The organism is Pseudomonas sp. A-RE-22, from assembly GCF_019956035.1.
GTDB classification, from domain to species: Bacteria; Pseudomonadota; Gammaproteobacteria; order Pseudomonadales; family Pseudomonadaceae; genus Aquipseudomonas; species Aquipseudomonas brassicacearum.
In genome coordinates this window covers 49,745-67,342 of sequence record NZ_JAHBCZ010000013.1, presented here as the reverse complement: position 1 = coordinate 67,342, position 17,598 = coordinate 49,745, and the positions used below count along the sequence as shown (strand labels likewise).

Here is a 17,598-nt window from a genome sequence, read left to right as displayed (position 1 = left end):
GGTTATACTGACCAACTTGTAGGAAAACGGATACAGACCATGACAGAAGCTGCCCTCGTCCCCGAATCCCCGCACGCTCCGTCTGTTATTCGGCTGTTGCTCGAGAAATTGGGCGTCGGCTTTGACGAAGTGCTCGAACGCCCCGGCCTGAACCCAGCCCGCAAAGTGCAGGCGGTGTTGCTGCACGATGCCGTTGGCGCGCTCATGGTGCTGTTTCCGCAAAGCCAGCTGCTGGACCTCAACCGCCTGGCCGAACTCACTGGTCGCAAACTCACGGCAGTGCCGACCGAACGTCTGGAGCGCATGCTCGGCAAGCACAGCCTGAGCCTGCTGCCCGGCCTGCCGGCGCTCACCAGCTCGCCCTGCCTGTACGAAGAAAGCCTGCTGCGCGAACCGAAGTTGCTGATCAACTCCGGTGAGCCGGGGCTGTTGCTGGAAGTCACCAGCGAAGCGTTCAAGACCATGCTCACCAAGGCCAGCGCCGCGACGTTCGGCGAAGCCGTGAGCAACATCACCCCCAACCTCGACCGCCCGCACGACGACCGCGCGGAAATCACCCAGGCTGTGCAGGCGTTCACCGCCCGGCGTATCCAGCAACGGCTGGAAGAAACCATCGAGATTCCGCCGCTGGCTGAAACCGCACAGAAAATCATCAAGCTGCGGGTCGACCCGGACGCGACCATCGATGACATCACCGGCGTGGTGGAAACCGACCCGGCCCTGGCCGCGCAAGTGGTGAGCTGGGCGGCATCGCCCTACTACGCATCACCCGGCAAGATTCGTTCGGTGGAAGATGCCATCGTGCGGGTACTGGGCTTCGACCTGGTGATCAACCTGGCGCTGGGCCTGGCCTTGGGCAAGACCCTGAGCCTGCCCAAGGACCACCCGCAACACACCACGCCGTACTGGCACCAGTCGATCTACACCGCCGCCGTCATCGAAGGCCTGACCCGCGCCATGCCGCGTGCCCAGCGTCCCGAAGGTGGCCTGACATACCTGTCCGGCCTGCTGCACAACTTCGGTTATCTGCTGCTGGCCCACGTATTCCCGCCGCACTTCTCGTTGATCTGCCGGCACCTGGAGGTCAACCCGCACCTGTGCCACAGCTACGTGGAACAGCACCTGCTGGGCATCAGTCGCGAGCAGATCGGCGCCTGGTTGATGCGCTACTGGGACATGCCCGACGAACTGGCCACCGCCCTGCGCTTCCAGCACGACCCGCACTACGACGGCGAATACGCCGCCTACCCGAACCTGGTATGCCTGGCCGTACGCCTGCTGCGCTCGCGAGGGATCGGCTCCGGCCCGGACGAGGAAATTCCCGATGCATTGCTCGAGCGCGTAGGCCTGTCTCGGGACAAGGTCAACGACGTAGTCAGCAAAGTGCTCGAGGCGGAAGTGCTGCTGCGCGAACTGGCCTCGCAGTTCAGCCACGGCTGAATAGGCTCGCCCGGTCATTTGATCTTTCCCACGCTCTGCGTGGGAATGCATCCCGTGACGCTCTGCGTCACATCTCAGAAGCGGAACGCGGAGCGTCCCTGGCGACATTCCCACGCAGGAGCGTGGGAACGATCAAACATGGTCCGCTCGATTTAAGTCTTCTTAGACTTCTTCGGCTTCAGGTATTTGGTCAGCCCCTGGAACCAGATCACCAGCGCCGGGTTGCCCTTGATCTGGATCGACTTGTCCTGAATCCCCGTCATGAACGCCAGTTGCTTGTTCTTGGCCTGCATCGTGGCAAAGCCATAGGCGGCGTCCTTGAAGGCGATGGCGAACGCAGGCTCCGGGTAGGTGCCGGACTGGCTGGTGATGCGCTGGTTTTTCACGGTGAAATGCCGGGCGACCTTGCCGTCCAGGGTTTGCAGCTGAAACACCAATTCCTTGTCGCCCAACTGCTGCTGGAACGCCGGATTGGTCCGACTGGCCTTGCCCATCAACAACCCCAGCATCCACAGCAGAAAACGAAATTTCATGGGCACAGCCTCGTGATGAAAGATGAATGGCTGGCAGTTTAGCGATTCTTCGGCGTAACGCCATCATCGGATCGCTTTGGCGGAAGATAAGCTGGTTTTCGCGAAAGATGACTGCCAAGTCACGAAACCAAAAATCAAAAGATCGCAGCCTTCGGCAGCTCCTACATCGATTTCCGTAGGAGCTGCCGAAGGCTGCGATCTTTTGATCTTTTTGCCCTCCTGTTCCTCGGACATTTCCTTCAAAACGCCGGGCTGTTCATGAACTAGGCAGCGCTTACGAGCGCCGCTAACCTCTGTTCGTCATCGCAAAAAACGGTGACACGGACGTGCAAGTCCGGTACATATCGGCGCGCAACTGCTACACCAAACGGCTCATGCCCGTATTGGTGTGTTTATGGCGGCTGCGCGCGGGAGACTCTCGAGGTCTGCCGGGGTCCGATATGCCCGGTCTTGCACACCCGCGCGTAGCTGCCACCTCTTTCGGTGCAACGAAAGGTGGCAGCCTTCATTCAATTACATATCGGGTAATGCATTTATGTTCAAGGTCACTCCAAATCCGCCGCAAAGCGGCCACAAATCCCGCGTCCAAGCGCAGGAAGAAAAAAAGCTAGATGACGCCGCCACCCGCGCCCTCGACTACTACCTCAACCCCAAGCCCGACTCACCGCCCGAACCCGACAAAAACCAACTCTTCATTGTGTCCCCCCACATCGACACCGAAACCCTGCTGGCCAACGCCTCCGAAGACCTGCTCTCCATCAGCACCATCGCCGCCGACCTGGCTGACGACGTGGATGACTCACGCCGCTGCGTGGCCCTGGCGATCAGCCGCATGGCCGATGGGGTTCAGCTATTGGTTGAGCGGGCGTTGGATCATCTGGAAACCAAGGAGATGGCGACGCCTGGGGCCAAGGGGTAGCGTTCGTATTGATGCAGACTGGGCCGACGCCATCGCGAGCAAGCTCGCTCCCACAGGGGGGAGTTGGGTTGTCGCGGATACCACAGTCAACTCAAAACAACTGTGGGAGCGAGCTTGCTCGCGATAGCGGAGTGTCAGACAACATTGATACCGACTGAGCTGACGCCTTCGCGAGCAAGCTCGCTCCCACAGTTGGATCGGGGGTATGGCCGGAGAGCCAGGTCGGCTATAAGGCCGCCTCGCGAGCAAGCTTTGCTCCCACAGATCCTGCTGGAACAGATCTGACGGGTGTACGACCGGGAGAGCCAGGTCGGCTGTTAGGCCGCCTCGCGGTGGACGTTGATCTCGGCGCCCCGTTAACCACGATGGCCGAACGCAGGCATTGCGCAGTGGGCATCCCGGCATGGATGCCGGGATAGCCGCGCTGGGCCATGGATGGCCCTTCGCGGCGGGCCCACGGAGCAATACCTTCGTTCAGGCATGCCGAGCCTAAGCGAGGCACCAAGTGGTGGGGCATAAAGCGCTTTGGTTACTTTCGACTGGGCCGGCTTCCGGGCTTTTCGAAAGTGACCCGCCGTAAGGGCGGAACCCTAAGCCGCCGTTACCGCAACAACGGATATGCCCCCAAAAACAACAGTGGGAGCGAGCTTGCTCGCGATGGCGGCGGGTCAGTCGACATTAATGCCAACTGAACCGACGCCATCGCGAGCAAGCTCGCTCCCACAGGTTTTAGCTGCTGATCAGCGAGCAGCCGCCATCACTCAATCAAACATTCGGGCAAGGAACCGGTGCCCAGTCGCCCAGGTCCGGGTTTTTGCACATGCTGTTGACCTGAGTGGTACCGGCGCTAGCGACCTGCTTGCTTTCATCCTGCTTGGCCTTGGCGGTCTGCAGGGTTTTCTCGGTGGTCACCGCTTCTTTCGGCACGACTGGCAGTTCTTTCTTCTTCGCCGGCGTCACTTTCTTCTTGGTCTTGGTGCTGGTCTGCGCCACGACCGGCGTGGTATCGGCGGTAGCCACGGTCACCACGTCAGTACGCTGCACACCCACTTGCTGCAGGTCTTTCTCGTAAGCCTGGGTGTAGTTGTTCAGATCTTCGGAAGCCTTGCCGTTGACCGCGACAATCAGGTCGTTCGACTCTTTCAGGCCGGCGACGATTTCTGCCAGGCGCTTGCGGCCTTCAGTGTCGTTGACGGTCTTGGCCTTGCGGTCGGCAACCAGTTTGCTGAACGCGTTCTGGTAGCACTGCTGCGAAGTCTTGGCGTAGGCGGTGCTGCGGTCGATGTCGGAGACGCTTTTGTTGACGTCGGCGGCGTAGGACGCGATGCGCTGGTTGTCATCGGCGATCTGCTTCTGGCGCTCGGTGTAGTAACCAGCTGCACCACCGGCCAGGGCGCCGCCCGCGGCACCGATGGCGGCGTTGCGGCCACGGTCTTCCTTATCCGCGGTCAGGGCACCCAGCAGTGCACCACCAACCGCGCCGACGGCAGCGCCGGTGACCACGGACTTGGTCATGTTGCCTTCGGTGGAGCGCAAGTGCTGCACCGGCTCGTAGCAGTTCGGGTAGTACTCGACCTTGGTGCTCGAGGCGACTTTGGAAGTCGGCGACGTGGCGCAGCCGGTCAGTACAGTGCTGAAGCCGACAGCGACCATCAGCAAGTGACGCTTGGAAACCGAAGCAAATGGTTTACGGGAGAAAAGCATAGTTGTGTTCTCGTTTAAGTGTTGACCAGCTCAGCGCGGCGCTATCGCCGCCTGAGTCCCTTCCAAGCTCGCTGACAACGAACACTCAAGACCGCTGAGCGTTCGATGCGAGCAATTCCTTCAATATCGCCGCCGGGTCGGCTCGTTTTTGCTGACGATAATCCCCGACATGACGAACGAATAACGTTGCACGCGCCACCAGGCTCTTGCCCAGTACCGGTTTGCGCTCCAATTCTTCCTTGATGCGCTGAAACTGCGCCTGGATCACGGCATCGGTGTAACGCGTGCCGGTGGCCAGGTTGTCGATATAAATCGCCACCGCGCCATCCAGCGCGCTGCGGCCGTTGTCGATGGCCGTGGCGAACAGCGTGGCGCTGGCCTCGTCCTTGGCATCCAGGGCGGCTTGCCGGCTGTTCTGCAGATTGGTCAGGCGAATGTTGTAGTTGTTGACGGTCTCGGCCACCAAGGCCGACGACTGAATCAGGTTGCCCGCCGCTTCCTCGCGCTGCTGGGCGATGAGCGAGACGTTGCGCTTTAGCTCTTCGTTGACCAGCCCCAATTCGGCTTGCAGACGCGGGTCGACGCTGGCGGCGATGATGCTGTCCAGGCGCTTGGTCGGGTCGTCGGCATCGTCGATGGCATCAGTCAGCGACGCCAGCCGCCCTTCTTTCTGCCATTGGGCAAACAATTCCTTGTAGCGCGAACGCGGCGCCGACAACGCACCGACGGCCACGCGAAAACCGGTGGTTTCGTTGCTTTGCTCGGTGCCGTCGGCGGCGAACAACGGGTATTCGCGGCGCATGCCGGTGAACAGCGTGCCCTCGCCTTCCAGGTAGTTGCCGCCCTTGACCACGAAGCCGCCATAGGCGCCCTGACGGCGACCGGCGTGCACCAACTGGAAGGATTCCTGGACCATCTCGGCGGCGTTGCCGACCACGTCGAACAGGCCAATCGGGTTCGGCAGTTTGGTGCCGATGGGCATCAGCCGCGCCGCCTGGCCGGTACCACCAGCGACCTGGTTGAACACCGCCCAATCGGCCAACGGCCCGTCGCTTTCACTGCCTTCCAGGCGCCTTGGGAACAGGCGCCCTTCCAGGTCCTGACGGCTCACGGCTTGCCCACCACGAGCGGCGAATTCCCACTCGACTTCCGTCGGCAAGCGCACAAAACCCAGCCCGCCGTCTTCGGCGGAAGTACCGCGACCGCTCACCGGCAGAAGATCCTTGTGGTATTTCATCAGCCAGGCGCTGTACACCGCCGAGAAGCGCTCAGCCTCGAACTTCGACAGTTTCACCTTGGGCAAACGCCCGGCCACGCCTTGGGGCAAATCGGCTTGCAAGGTTTCGCAGGCCGGCGCCGCTTCGCCGCTGGCCAGTGACTGCGCCTGGGCCATGACCTGGGCGTATTGCCGGGCCGTGACCTCATACTTGCCGATGAAGTACAGCATCGGTTTGAGTGGCGTCTTGGCGTCGGTCTTGGGCATCAACGGCGTGATGGTCTTGTTCCAGTCCTTGGGCAGGTCCTTGAGTGTGAACTGACCGTTGATGAAGTCGCGCCGGTAGCCGGAAATGAACGACTGCTGATAGCCCGCCTCGTCTTCGCTGAACGGGTAACCGAGGCTGATCTCGCGGTCGTCCAGGGTGCCCTGGGCGAGGATGTAGACGTAGCGAAACACCATCTGGCCTTCGCACGGCAGCGGCAGGCTGACGTCGTCGGGCAACGGCTTGGGGTTGTCCAGCTTGTCCGTGCCTTCATCTGCCCAGACCAAACCGGCGAGGCTCAGCGCCACGGCGGCGCCCAATAACTTATACATCGCGAATTCCTTCACACGCCTGGATGCGCGCCACCCGCCAGCCACCACAAGCCGCCGCGACGGCACTGACGCCGAGCACGGCCACCAGGGCCAAGGTGTAGTGACGCACCAACAGATGACTGGCGTATTCACCGGGCATCTGCGCAAATAAATAATTCAGGCCCGACTGCGCGAGGCCATACAGGCCGGCACTCAACAGGGCCGCAAAGGTGGCGCTGTAGAGCGCCTGCAACACCACGAACAGCAACAGCGCCGCGGTGGAAACCCCCAGCAGGCGCAACACCGACAGCTCCCGGCGCTTACGCTCGACCGCCGCCAGGGCACCGGCAAAGATCGCCGCGAACGCGCCGGCCAAGGCCAACCCGGCGATGATCCAGAACACGATCGACAGATTGCGGCTCAGCGATTGCACTTGTGCGATGGTCTGGGCCTGGGTCGATACCAACAGGTTTTGCCCGGCGAAATACTGCCGCAGCGGCTCGACATCGCCGAGGCTGCGGGCATACAAACGAAACGCCGGGTAGACCCGTTGCCCGGCTACGCCCGCGACATCCCCCGGCCAGCCGAACGCGGGCACGGCACGGCCGTCACGGTAATCCTCCGCCGCCTCCAGCAACGCCAGCGGCGCAAACAAGCCGTCGCGGGCGAAGGCTTCCAATGGCAGCACGTGCAGCACCTGCACGCGGGTGCGCTGCGCCTCGCTGCGACCGGCCACCTGCCGGCCGAAACTGGCCTGCAACCAATCGCCGGCCTTGGCGCCGAGCTTTTCAGCGGCGGTCTGGCTGAGCACCACTTGATCCAGGCCTTGCGGCACCGGCAAATGATCGAACAAGGGATCGCTGGCCGCGGTCGGAATCATCTCGACCGTGACGACCGACGCATCGCCGCTCAAATCCGCCGTAGCGGCGATCTGCCGGGTGCGCGGCAAAGCAAAGGCCACGTCGCTGCGCTGGCTCAATTGTTCGACGAACTCGGCACTGAAGCGACCGCCGCCCAAGGGGATGATTTCCCGGGTGGCCGGGTCGTTCTGCAAGCGTTCGGTGAGGCTGCTGACCAGGCCGAACTTCAGGCCGAACAGCACCAGCAACGGCGCCACCACGGCCACCAAAGCCAACACCGAGCAGGCCGATAGCCAGGCATCGTTGCGGTAATCCTGCCAGGCCAGGGAAGCCACCAGCGCGCCACGCATCAGCAAGCCTCCCCGAGGGTGGCGGTGACACCGCCGTCGACATCGCGACGGCAACTGATGCGCCGCACCTGCAAACCGCTGGCGCGGGCCAGCGCTTCATCGTGGGTCGCGACCACACAGCAGACGCCGTGCTCGCGCGCCTGGGCCACCAGCAACTGCATGACGCGCTCGGCGTTCAGCGGGTCGAGGGCGGCGGTCGGTTCATCGGCCAGCAGCAGGCGCGGCCCATGGGCCAACGCCCGGGCACAGCTGACCCGCTGACGTTGTCCGACGGACAAATCCGCCGGTTTCTTGTCCAGTTGATCGGCAATGTCCAACTGCCCAGCCAGGCGCGTCACGCTTGCGTCATCCTTCAAGCCCAGCAATTTTCGCGACAACGCGATGTTGCCGCGCACATCCAGGAAGCCCAACAGGCCGCCGGTTTGCAGAACATAACCCAGGTAACGACTGCGCAGCTCAGCCAAGGTGCCCTGTTGCGACGCACGCCACAATTTGGCGATGTCCAGCGGCTTGTCGGCCGGCGTGAAGTCGAACTGGCCGGCCTGATCCGGCGCCAACACCAGCGCCAGCAAGTCCAGCAAGGTGCTCTTGCCGCAGCCGCTGGGGCCGACCACCGCCAGTTGTTCACCGCCGCGCAAATGCAGCCGTGGAATCACCAGGCTGTAGCGCTGGCTGCCGGCGCCCCGGCTTTTATGCACTGCGTTCAGGGTCAGCATCACGGCAGCGTCGACAATGGAACGCGGTACAAGGCGTCACCCGGCTCGGCATCGCCGAAGCGCACCCAGTTGGCGAGGTCGTTGTGGAAGGTTTCGTAGAGGCGGATTTTCGAATCCAGCTCGTCGATGAAATCTTCCTGCTCGGCCACGCTCAAGGACAGCCACAGATCCTGGGTCATGTTCAGCGACTTGCTGCGGTACGGCAGCCCTTCGAGGTACTCGCCGAGAATCCCGCCGTCGGCCAGGTTGCCGCCCTTGCGCAGGGCCGACGGGTCGCGGCTCATGTAGGCACTGGCGCTGGCGATTTCCTGGAAGAAATCCTTGGGCGAACTCTGGGTCTTGCGGGCCGCGTCGACGATCAGCTTCAGCGACTGCTGCAGGTCGTTGAGTTGCAGCTTGGTCAGCATCACGCAGACCTGGAACGCCGGCAGTGCCGGGTTGGTCAGGTCGCGGTCGGCGGTCCAGGCGCTGACCAGTTGCGGCGCCTGGCTGGCGGATTTATGCCCCAAAAAGTCCATGTGCATCGCGTAGCCGACCGCGGCCGACTTGTCGGCCAGGCTCGGCGCGGCGCTCAACAGCGGCACGCTTTGCGCCTTGTTGCTGCGCACCTGATGCACCAGGTCGGCAAACACCGAACCGATCTCGTCGACGCGCTCGCCGAACTTGCGCACGTCGGCGCCCGGCACCGGAATGTACAGGTCACCGATCTGCGGGTTGGCGTCGGCGGTCAGGGTGCGGTACTGGCTCTGGGCGCCGGCATGGGTTTTCTTGCCGGCGTCGCTGAGCAGGTGCAAGGCGTAGATCTTGATCTGCTTGCCCAGTGCGGCCTGGCGCACTTCGGCCTCGTTCATTTGCGTGGCGGCAAATGGATCGTTCTTGCGCAGGGCCCCGGCGTCGGTGACCAACAGGATCAAACGCCCGCCGTAACCGGACCAGTCCATGCCTTCGACGGCTTCCATGACCCCGGCAAACGCATCTTCGTTGAACGAATGGCTCGACACCGTCGATGCCTTGACCTGACGCGCCAGCTCCATGAAGCGTTGCGGGTCGCGCCCCTGCTCTAGGGTGATCAAGGTCTTGGCGACGTATTCCAGGCCTGGAGTCTTCTTGATGCTGCTGCGGAAACCCACCATGCCGAAGCTGACACTATCCAACTCGCCGCGCTCGGCGATGCGGGTTTGCAGTTCGTGGACCACGTCGCGCACCTGGTCGATGTAGGGCTGCATCGACACGGTGGTGTCCACGACAAGCACCACGGCGGTACGGAACGCGTCGGCATTGGCGGTGGTGATCGGCGTGTTGCTCGACGCCTTGGGGGTGTTGCCTGGGTCGATGGATGCCACGTTCAGCAACTGCACCGGCTGACCGTTTTCATCGAGGCTCTCGCGGGAATCGAAGATCGGCAACAGATAGAACTGGCTCTGCGGCACGGCGCTGGCGGCCGGCTCCAGGGCCAGCACTTGCTGGTCGTCCTGCGGGCTCTGCTGGGCCTTGAGCAACACGTTCTTGGCGGCCGATGGGTTAGCCAAGAGCTTTTCCACGTCGCCAGGCTGACGCAGGAACATCACCGGCGCACGGCCGGAACGTTCGGTGAACTTGAGCACCAGGCTCTGCTTCCAGTCGCTGACCTGGGCGGCGGGCAACCAGCCGTCGCTGCGCCCGTCAGTGGCCGCACCGACCCGCACCCACGAACCGCCGTCGACGTCCTTGCGCTGATACACGTAGAGCACGGAAAACGCTGGCAGCGCCTTGCCCGGTGCGGCGCCCGGCGCATCGGCGAGCTTCGCCCCCGGTTTGCTGAGCACGCGCTGGAACAGGGTTTTCTTTCCGGCCATCAACAGCGGACGCTGGCCACCATCGGCCTCGGTCGCCACGGGTGGCTGAGCCGGAGGGGCAACAGGTGGTTTGACCGCTGGCACTTCGGGGGGCTTCGGCGGCTTCACTTCCGGTGGCTTGACCGAGGTGGTCGTGGCCACTGGCGTCTTCACGTCTTTGCCGTCATCACCGGACAACCACCAATAACCCGCGCCACCCAACGCCAGCGCCACGGCGACCGCAACGGCAGCCAGGGCGAACACCGGCCCCTTGCGTTGCTCCGACACCGAGGATTGAACCGGCGGTTTTATCGGCGGCGCAACGGGCTTGGGCTGCGATTGTGGCGGCGGTGGTGAATAAGCCGGGCCGCTGGGAATGTCGATGGACATGGGCGTCAAACCCGCCAAGTCATCCACCGCAGGCGCTGTGGTCGGCAGTTGCAACGACAACGGCCGGATCAGCGTCGCTTCCGCCGACTCGTCTGGCAGGTTATCCAACGCCCGCAGCAACGCCGCCGCATCCGGGAAACGCTCCGCCGGATCCTTCGCCAGCAGCTTGCGCAACACGTCCTGGTAACGGCCGTGGTGCACCGGCAGTTCCGGCAACGGTTCGGTCAGGTGTGCCAGGGCCGTGGACAGTGCGTCGTTGCCGGTATACGGCAGTTTGCCAACAAGGATTTCGTAGAGCACCACGCCCAGGGCATACAGGTCGGCGCGGCCGTCGATGTCTTGGCCACGGGCCTGTTCCGGGCTCATGTAGCTGGGCGTGCCGACGGCAAAGCCGGCCTGGGTGAACTGGGTGCGGTCGTCCAGGGACTTGGCGATGCCGAAGTCCGAGAGCACCGCCGTGCCATCGGCGCGGAACAGGATGTTGGCCGGCTTGACGTCACGGTGGACCAGGCCCAGCCCGTGGGCATAACCCAGGGCCGAGGCGATCTGGCGGATGTAGGTCAGGCCCTGCTCCGGCGTCAGGCCCGCGGCGATGCGTTCCTTGAGCGTGCCGTTGGGCAGGTACTCCATCGCCATGTAATACAGCTCACCGACGTTGCCGATGTCATGGATGGTGACGGTGTGCGGGTGCGACAGGCGCGCCAGGGTCTTGCCTTCGCGCAAAAAACGCTCGCAGAAGGTCGGGTCGGCCGCCAGTGCGGCGGCCATGACTTTCAACGCCACCTTGCGTTCCAGCGAACGCTGGGTCGCCAGGTACACGCTGGCCATCGCGCCTTCGCCGATCGGCCCTTCGATGTCGTAACCGGGGATGACAATGTTCAAGGTCAAGCTCATGACGGCACCTTCACAACCACCACGGTGATGTTGTCCGGCGCGCCGCGCATCAGGCCCAGGGACACCAGGCTGCTGGCGATTTCGCCGGGCTCGTCGTGGCTCAATACCTCGCGGATTTCATCGTCCTCGACGGTCTTGGTCAGCCCGTCGCTGCACAACAGGTAGCTGTCGCCGGGCACCAGCAGCAGCTCGGTCAGCGCCAGGTTCAGTTGCGCCTCGACGCCAATCGCCCGGGTGACGATGTTGGCGCGTGGATGCACCCGCGCCTCGGCTTCGCTGAGCAGGCCGCTGTCCTGCAGATCCTGGACATAGCTATGGTCGCGGGAGATGCCTTCGAGCACGCCGTCGCGCAGGCGATACAAACGGCTGTCACCGGCCCACAGGCACATGCCGCGAAGGTCGCGGGCGGCCAACACCACCACGGTGCTGCCCATCATGGTCACGCCACGGTTGGCGGTTTCTTCCCGCACGGCGGCGTTGACCCGCAACAGGTCGCTTTGCAGCGCCGCGACGTATTCGTCCAGCGAACGACCCACGGCAATGCCGCGCAGGCTGTCGACGATCAGGCTGCTGACGTAGTCGCCCGCCGCGTGCCCGCCCATGCCGTCGGCCACGACCCAGAGGCCGTTTTCCGGCAGGTCCAGGCAGGCGTCTTCGTTGACCTGGCGGACCATCCCGACATGGCTCTTGCTTGCAGACTTGATTGCTTTTCCGGCACTTGGACGCATCTACACAACACCTTCTTGGCCGAGCAAAAATTGCGCAAAATCAGCCGCCGCCGGCAATCCCTGGCAGCGCATCAAACCCGGGGCAATGCGTTCCGATCCCTGGCCCCACCACAGGCTCGCGCCTTCGCAGGCCGCCTCGGCGAGGGCGCTCATGCGCCGTTGCGGGTCAGTGGCATCGAAGCGATGCAGGCTGGCAAAGCGGCTGCTCGGCGTGCGCGGCAGGTACATCGGGCTGCCCAGGGTCTCCAGCTGTTCGTTGAACGCCTCGAAACTGGCCTCCACACTCAACGTGCTCAGCAACAGGTTCTCGACCCGCTCAAACCACTCGTCCGCACCGCCCACCACCGACGCCGGGTCCGCGTCGGGCTCCAGCAGCATCGCGACAGTCAGCGGGAAATAACGGCCGACCCGGTCAATGCTCGGCATCACCACGCCGACCGCGGCGTCCGGGCCACACACACCCGGTGCGACCATGAAACGCCACAGCGGGCTGACCAGATAGGCATCCAGCCAACGCTCGCCGAGGCTGGTCTGGCTGGCGAGCAAACCCGCCGCCAACCACGAATCCCACGGGCCGATAAAACTCTGGGGCAAGCCACGACTGACGAAATCGCCGCGGCTGGCCAACTTTCCATAGAAGCCCGGTGTACTCATAGCCGCTCCGGCAGGCTGAAGCCGCTGAGCACCCGGCTCTTGAATGGGTTGAAGGCGCTGTTGGCCCGCAGCTCATAAGAGGCGCTGGCGCCATCGACCCGCAGCCGCAGGTTGAAGCGATCCGGCGAGTTGCCGGCGGTCAGGTCCGATTGCTCCAGCAGCCGGAACCAGGCCCACGGCCCATCCAGGGTGATGCCGGAGCGACCGCTGGACGACGGCGGCATGATCGAGATCCGCACCACGCCGATGCTGCCCGGGTTCGGCCACTGCATGGCGGTCGGCCGGCTCGGGCCGTGGTCGTAGCTCAACTGTTGGCCGTCGAGGTCGAGCAGGAACTGGGTGATGGTCGAGTCCATCGCCACCGGCTTGAGCTCGAAACGCACCATCGGTTGCGTGCCACCGGAACGGAAGAACGCATCGCGGATGGTCGCCGCGCGCTGGAAGGTCTGCAGTACGCCAGGGGCGATACCGAGCTTCTGCGCCGCGCCCGGCTGCCAGCGCCAGGTCGGGGTCGAAGTGTCGACGTAGGGTTGCAGGTACTTGCGGAAGTAGTTGTCCATCACCCCGCCGACGCCGAAGAACTGGCCGAAGTCATCCAGGGTCGCGTCCCGCGCACTGCCTGGCGACATCGGATAGCGCCCGGCCAGGGACTGGCGATAGATGTTCACCACTTCGCTGGTCCAGGCGGCGTTCAGTTGGTTGCGCACCCCGCCCATCATGCTGTTGGTGGTGGAGTTGACCACCGACTTGACCAGGCCCTGCACCAGCGGCGGCTGGCGTTCGGCATTAAGGCTGACCCGAGTTGCGGCGGCCGTGGCCTGGTTCTTGGCTTCGCCGAGCAAGGCGTCGCCACTGGCACCGACCATGGCGCTGACCTGCACGTACAGGGCGTTCATGTCGGCCAGCAAACCGTCGATGGCCGCCGGCTCGCCTTCGCTTTTGCTGACGATGCTGTTGAGCTCGGCGAAGTGCGCGGTGATCGGATCATCGCTTTGCGCCGGTGCGTTTTGCGTCGCCTGCTCCTGGCCGAGCAAGCTGCCCAGGCGCTCCTTGAGCTTGTCCACACCGCCTTCTACCGGCGCACCTTGGGCAGCCAGCAGGCGTTCATCCTGTTGCAGGTCGGTTTCCTTCGCCACCGCCACCAGCAGTTTTTTCAACGGTGAGGTCGGGCCGGAAATCACCCGCAGCACATCGGCGGCCTGGGCCACGCTGGTGATCGGCACAAAGTCGATGTCGGCCAGCAAGGCGTCCCATTGGCGCAGGTAGTCCTGGAAGTACAGGCGACGCACATCGGCAGCCAGGCTGGCGACGTTCTGCTGATCGGCCTCTTCGTGGCCAAGCACCCATTGCTCTTCGGCCAGGGTGCCGGTCTGGCTCAGGCTGGTGAGCAAGAAGCCCTGGCGGTAACCCTTGACGGTGAAGAACCCGCTCAGCGGCTCGCCCAATGGCTTGCCGCTCTTGCGGCTGAACACCAGCGCCGCGTCACGCCCGGCGGCTTCGTTGATACGGAAGTCCGGGATGCCTTCGGGCAGCTTCTGGCGCTTGATCCGGTCATAGACCCGCTGGGCCACCGGCAATTGCTGCAACTGGCGGCGCAGGTCTTCGACCAGGCGAGGATCGAGGCGCGCGAGGGGCGGACGCCGCTCGAACAGCGCCTGCAAATGCGCGGTCAGGGCCTGGCGCTGCTCGGCCGGCAAATCCCGCGGCAGGCTGCGGTCCCAATCCAGGGCGATCCAGGCCTTGATGAAGTCGGCATCGTAATGCTCGGTGTCGGCGAGCATCAGGTAGGCCTTCAAGCCTTCGTAGAGGAAATCCGAATTGCCGCCGCTGTGCAGCTGCTCTTCGATCCGCGTCAGCAGACGTGGCGCGAACACCGCGATCAGCAGCTTGCGGTAGACGCTGCCGGACTCGGCTTCGAGCATGTCGCCCTGGTACAAGCCCAGGCCTTCGGCCCAGCTCGGTGCGTCGTCAGCCAGGTGTTTCACGGCGTTGAGCAACGGCAACACGGCGAGGACGTCGCGTTGCGCCGGGCTGAGGTTCTGCACGGTTTGCCCCAACGGCGCGACCTTCTGGTCGACCTGGGCAATGTAGGCTTGGTTGGCGCGATAGCTGACCCACCACAACGTGCTGACCACCAGCACCAACACCACGGTGGAGGCCAGAACGCCGCGGGCGATCCATTTGCGCCGCCGCTCGACTTTCGGATCGACGCCCACCAGCCCGCGCTCGGCGAAGGCCACGGCGGTGAAGAGTTTTTCGATGAAATAACTGCGCCCGGTGCCGGTCTGGCGCGCCAGGTGCTGACGATCCAGGTTCATGCTCTGGGCCATGGAGCCGATCAGGCGGTCGATCGGGCTGCCTTCCTGGGTGCCACTGGTGAAATACACGCCACGCAGCAACACGCGCTCTTCGAAGGCGTTGGGTTTGAACACGCCTTCGAGGAAGCTTTGCAGGCAATCTTTCAAGGCGCCGAACTGCTGCGGGAAACCGTAGATCAGATCGCGCCGCGCCGGGTCGCGCTCTTGTTGCAGGCGTTCCACCAAGCGGTCGTTGAGCCGCTGCTCAAGGCCGGTGAATTCGCTTTGCAGGTGCGCCAGCGGGCTATCGCTGCTCTTGCCATCGTCCAGGGCGAAGGTCATGCCCCAGACCTGGGCGCGCTCTTCCTTGCTCAGGGTATCGAAATACTCCATGAACCCCGGCACGAGGTCGAGCTTGGTCAGCATCAGGTAGATCGGGAAGCGCACACCCAGTTGGGTGTACAGCTCCTGGATCCGCAGCCGGATTGCGGCGGCATGGGCGGCGCGCTCGGCGTCGCTGCCCAGCAGCAGGTCGGACAGGCTGATGGCGATGAACGCGCCATCAATCGGGCGCCGGGCCCGTTGTTTTTTCAACAGACCCAGGAAGCCCAGCCAGGCGGCCTTGTCGATGGTCGCGTCGCTGTCCTGGGTGGTGTAGCGGCCGGCGGTGTCGAGCAGGACCGCCTGGTCGGTGAACCACCAATCGCAATTGCGCGTGCCGCCGACACCGCGTACCGCGCCGGCGCCCAGTTGCGCGGCCAGTGGGAAATGCAGCCCGGAGTTGACCAGCGCGGTGGTCTTGCCCGAACCCGGCGGGCCGATGATCACGTACCACGGCAGCTCGTAGAGGTTGCGGCGCTCGTCACCGCCCAGCTTGGCTTTCTTGAGCAGGGCCAAGGCTTCGTCCATGCGCTGGCGCAGGGTTTCGAGCTCTTCGGCGGTGGCGATGCTGGTCGGGTCCGGTGGGGTTTGCGCGGCCAGGCTGCGCATCACTTCGGCGGCCTGACGGCGCGCCTGGATGATGCGCAGCACCCGGTAGGCGATCCATACCGCGAACACCAGGATGATCAAGGCCCAGCGGCGGCCTTCGGGCACCAGCCAATCGAGCAGCGGGCCAACGAACCAGATGATCAGGCTCAGGGCGATCAGCCCCAGCAATGGGATGACCCAGCGGGTCATAAAACTGAAAAACGCCTTCACTCGACCCCCTCCGCCAATACTGTGATTTCAACCCGACGGTTGCGCGCACGCCCCTCTGTGGTGGCGTTGGATGCCAACGGCTCGGTGTCGCTGCGGCCTTCGGCGCTGAAGCGCTCGGGCTGGCCAGTCTTGGCCGAGAGAATTTGCAGCACCGATTGCGCCCGCGCTTCGGACAACGCCCAGTTGGACGGGAACCGGAGGGTGGCGATCGGCCGATTGTCGCTGTGCCCGGTGACCAGGACCTGGCCCTTGACCTTGCGCACCGCATCGGCGATGCGCAGCATCAGCGGCTGGAAATCGTCCTTGATGCTGGCGCTGCCCGAGGCGAACAGCTCATCGCCGCGGATGGTCACCACCGAGCGGTCGACGGCGTCTTCCACGGCAATGCGGTTGGCGCGGATTTCATCGGCGAGGAAACCGGCCAGGCGTGGGCGCTCGATCACCTTCGGTTGCACCACAGGGCGGTCGATGGTCTGCACCGGGATTTCACCGAGGAAATGAATGTTCTTGAACACCGGCTCGGCATCGGAGGCCAGCTTCATGCGCAGGCCGAACAGCAGCGCCAGCAACAGCGCCGCACCGATGGCCACGGCGATCCATGGCGGCATGAATTGCGCCAGTCGATCACGGGCCACAGTGACACCGCGCCAGTGCGGCGACAGCTCGCGCTCGTAGTCGCCACGGGCGCTGCGGATGACGGCGGCGGTGCGCTCACGCAACGCTTCCAGTTGGCTGCGACCGTCGTTCATCACCCGATAGCGCCCTTCGAAACCCAGGCACATGCACAGATACAAAAGCTCCAGCAGATACAGGCGCTCGCGCGGGCTTTGCAGGCAATGCTCCAGCAACTGGAACACCTTCTCGCCGCCCCAGGCTTCGTTGTGCACGGTGATCAACAGGCTCTGCTTGCCCCAATCGCTGGTGCCGCCCCACGGCGTGCTCAACACCGCTTCGTCCAGCGCGGTACACAAGGCGTAGCGGGCCAGCAACACATCGTTGCGTACCACACCGGCGGCCTCGGCACGCTCTTCGAACTGGCGCAGGTAGGCCAGCAGTTGTGCGCGCAGACTGGCCGGCGCCGGGTGGGCAATGGTGTTGCGCAGGCGCGTCAGCAGCGCCAGCAGCGGGCCGGCGGCGCTTTCCAGCGGGTTGAGCCCCTCGGCCTTGCCGGTCAGCACCGGCGCGGCCGGCATCGACAGCGGTGCAGGCGCAGGCGTCGGCTGTGGCCGGCCAGCGTCTGGGCGGAAGGGATCTCCACCACGGCCACCGGGCGTCGGCATGAACTGGGTACGATCGTCGTTACTCAT

At 64.1% G+C, this 17,598-nt stretch carries 12 protein-coding genes; 2 read left to right on the top strand and 10 right to left on the bottom strand.

All coding sequences use genetic code 11. The features are described from left to right. Window positions 1-39: 39 nt before the first annotated feature. Window positions 40-1,440 carry an aminoacyl-tRNA deacylase and HDOD domain-containing protein gene (locus KGA89_RS08935; protein ID WP_223471319.1) on the top strand — a complete coding sequence of 467 codons (1,401 nt, stop codon included), beginning with the start codon at window positions 40-42 and terminating at the stop codon, window positions 1,438-1,440. 152 nt (window positions 1,441-1,592) lie between these two features. Here the strand turns inward: KGA89_RS08935 and KGA89_RS08930 are convergent, their stop codons facing one another. Next, window positions 1,593-1,973 (bottom strand): hypothetical protein, encoded by a 381-nt coding sequence (locus KGA89_RS08930; RefSeq protein ID WP_003206897.1) that lies wholly within the window; start codon window positions 1,971-1,973, stop codon window positions 1,593-1,595. Window positions 1,974-2,508: 535 nt separating this feature from the next. Here KGA89_RS08930 and KGA89_RS08925 point away from each other — a divergent pair. Further along, window positions 2,509-2,892, top strand: coding sequence for a DUF6124 family protein (locus KGA89_RS08925; RefSeq protein ID WP_003206899.1), 384 nt, complete (start codon window positions 2,509-2,511; stop codon window positions 2,890-2,892). Between the two features lie 765 nt (window positions 2,893-3,657). Here KGA89_RS08925 and tagQ read toward each other — a convergent pair. From tagQ to KGA89_RS08875, 9 genes are all read right to left on the bottom strand, one after another. Beyond that, window positions 3,658-4,596, bottom strand: a complete 939-nt coding sequence (gene tagQ / locus KGA89_RS08915) for a type VI secretion system-associated lipoprotein TagQ (protein ID WP_003206902.1) — start codon at window positions 4,594-4,596, stop codon at window positions 3,658-3,660. Window positions 4,597-4,681: 85 nt separating this feature from the next. Further along, window positions 4,682-6,409 (bottom strand): formylglycine-generating enzyme family protein, encoded by a 1,728-nt coding sequence (locus tag KGA89_RS08910; RefSeq protein ID WP_003206903.1) that lies wholly within the window; start codon window positions 6,407-6,409, stop codon window positions 4,682-4,684. Beyond that, window positions 6,402-7,598, bottom strand: coding sequence for an ABC transporter permease (locus KGA89_RS08905; RefSeq protein ID WP_003206905.1), 1,197 nt, complete (start codon window positions 7,596-7,598; stop codon window positions 6,402-6,404). The genes KGA89_RS08910 and KGA89_RS08905 overlap by 8 nt, the downstream gene beginning before the upstream one ends. Then, window positions 7,598-8,314, bottom strand: coding sequence for an ABC transporter ATP-binding protein (locus KGA89_RS08900; RefSeq protein WP_003206906.1), 717 nt, complete (start codon window positions 8,312-8,314; stop codon window positions 7,598-7,600). The genes KGA89_RS08905 and KGA89_RS08900 overlap by 1 nt, the downstream gene beginning before the upstream one ends. Next, window positions 8,314-11,412, bottom strand: coding sequence for a serine/threonine-protein kinase (locus KGA89_RS08895; RefSeq protein WP_317846390.1), 3,099 nt, complete (start codon window positions 11,410-11,412; stop codon window positions 8,314-8,316). The genes KGA89_RS08900 and KGA89_RS08895 overlap by 1 nt, the downstream gene beginning before the upstream one ends. Then, window positions 11,409-12,140, bottom strand: a complete 732-nt coding sequence (locus KGA89_RS08890; protein WP_003206909.1) for a PP2C family protein-serine/threonine phosphatase — start codon at window positions 12,138-12,140, stop codon at window positions 11,409-11,411. Before KGA89_RS08890 ends, KGA89_RS08895 begins: the two co-directional genes overlap by 4 nt. Then, window positions 12,141-12,794, bottom strand: coding sequence for a type VI secretion system-associated protein TagF (tagF, locus tag KGA89_RS08885; protein WP_003206910.1), 654 nt, complete (start codon window positions 12,792-12,794; stop codon window positions 12,141-12,143). Further along, window positions 12,791-16,291 carry a type VI secretion system membrane subunit TssM gene (gene tssM / locus KGA89_RS08880; protein ID WP_013694570.1) on the bottom strand — a complete coding sequence of 1,167 codons (3,501 nt, stop codon included), beginning with the start codon at window positions 16,289-16,291 and terminating at the stop codon, window positions 12,791-12,793. Before tssM ends, tagF begins: the two co-directional genes overlap by 4 nt. Further along, window positions 16,288-17,598 (bottom strand): DotU family type VI secretion system protein, encoded by a 1,311-nt coding sequence (locus KGA89_RS08875; protein ID WP_013694571.1) that lies wholly within the window; start codon window positions 17,596-17,598, stop codon window positions 16,288-16,290. The genes tssM and KGA89_RS08875 overlap by 4 nt, the downstream gene beginning before the upstream one ends.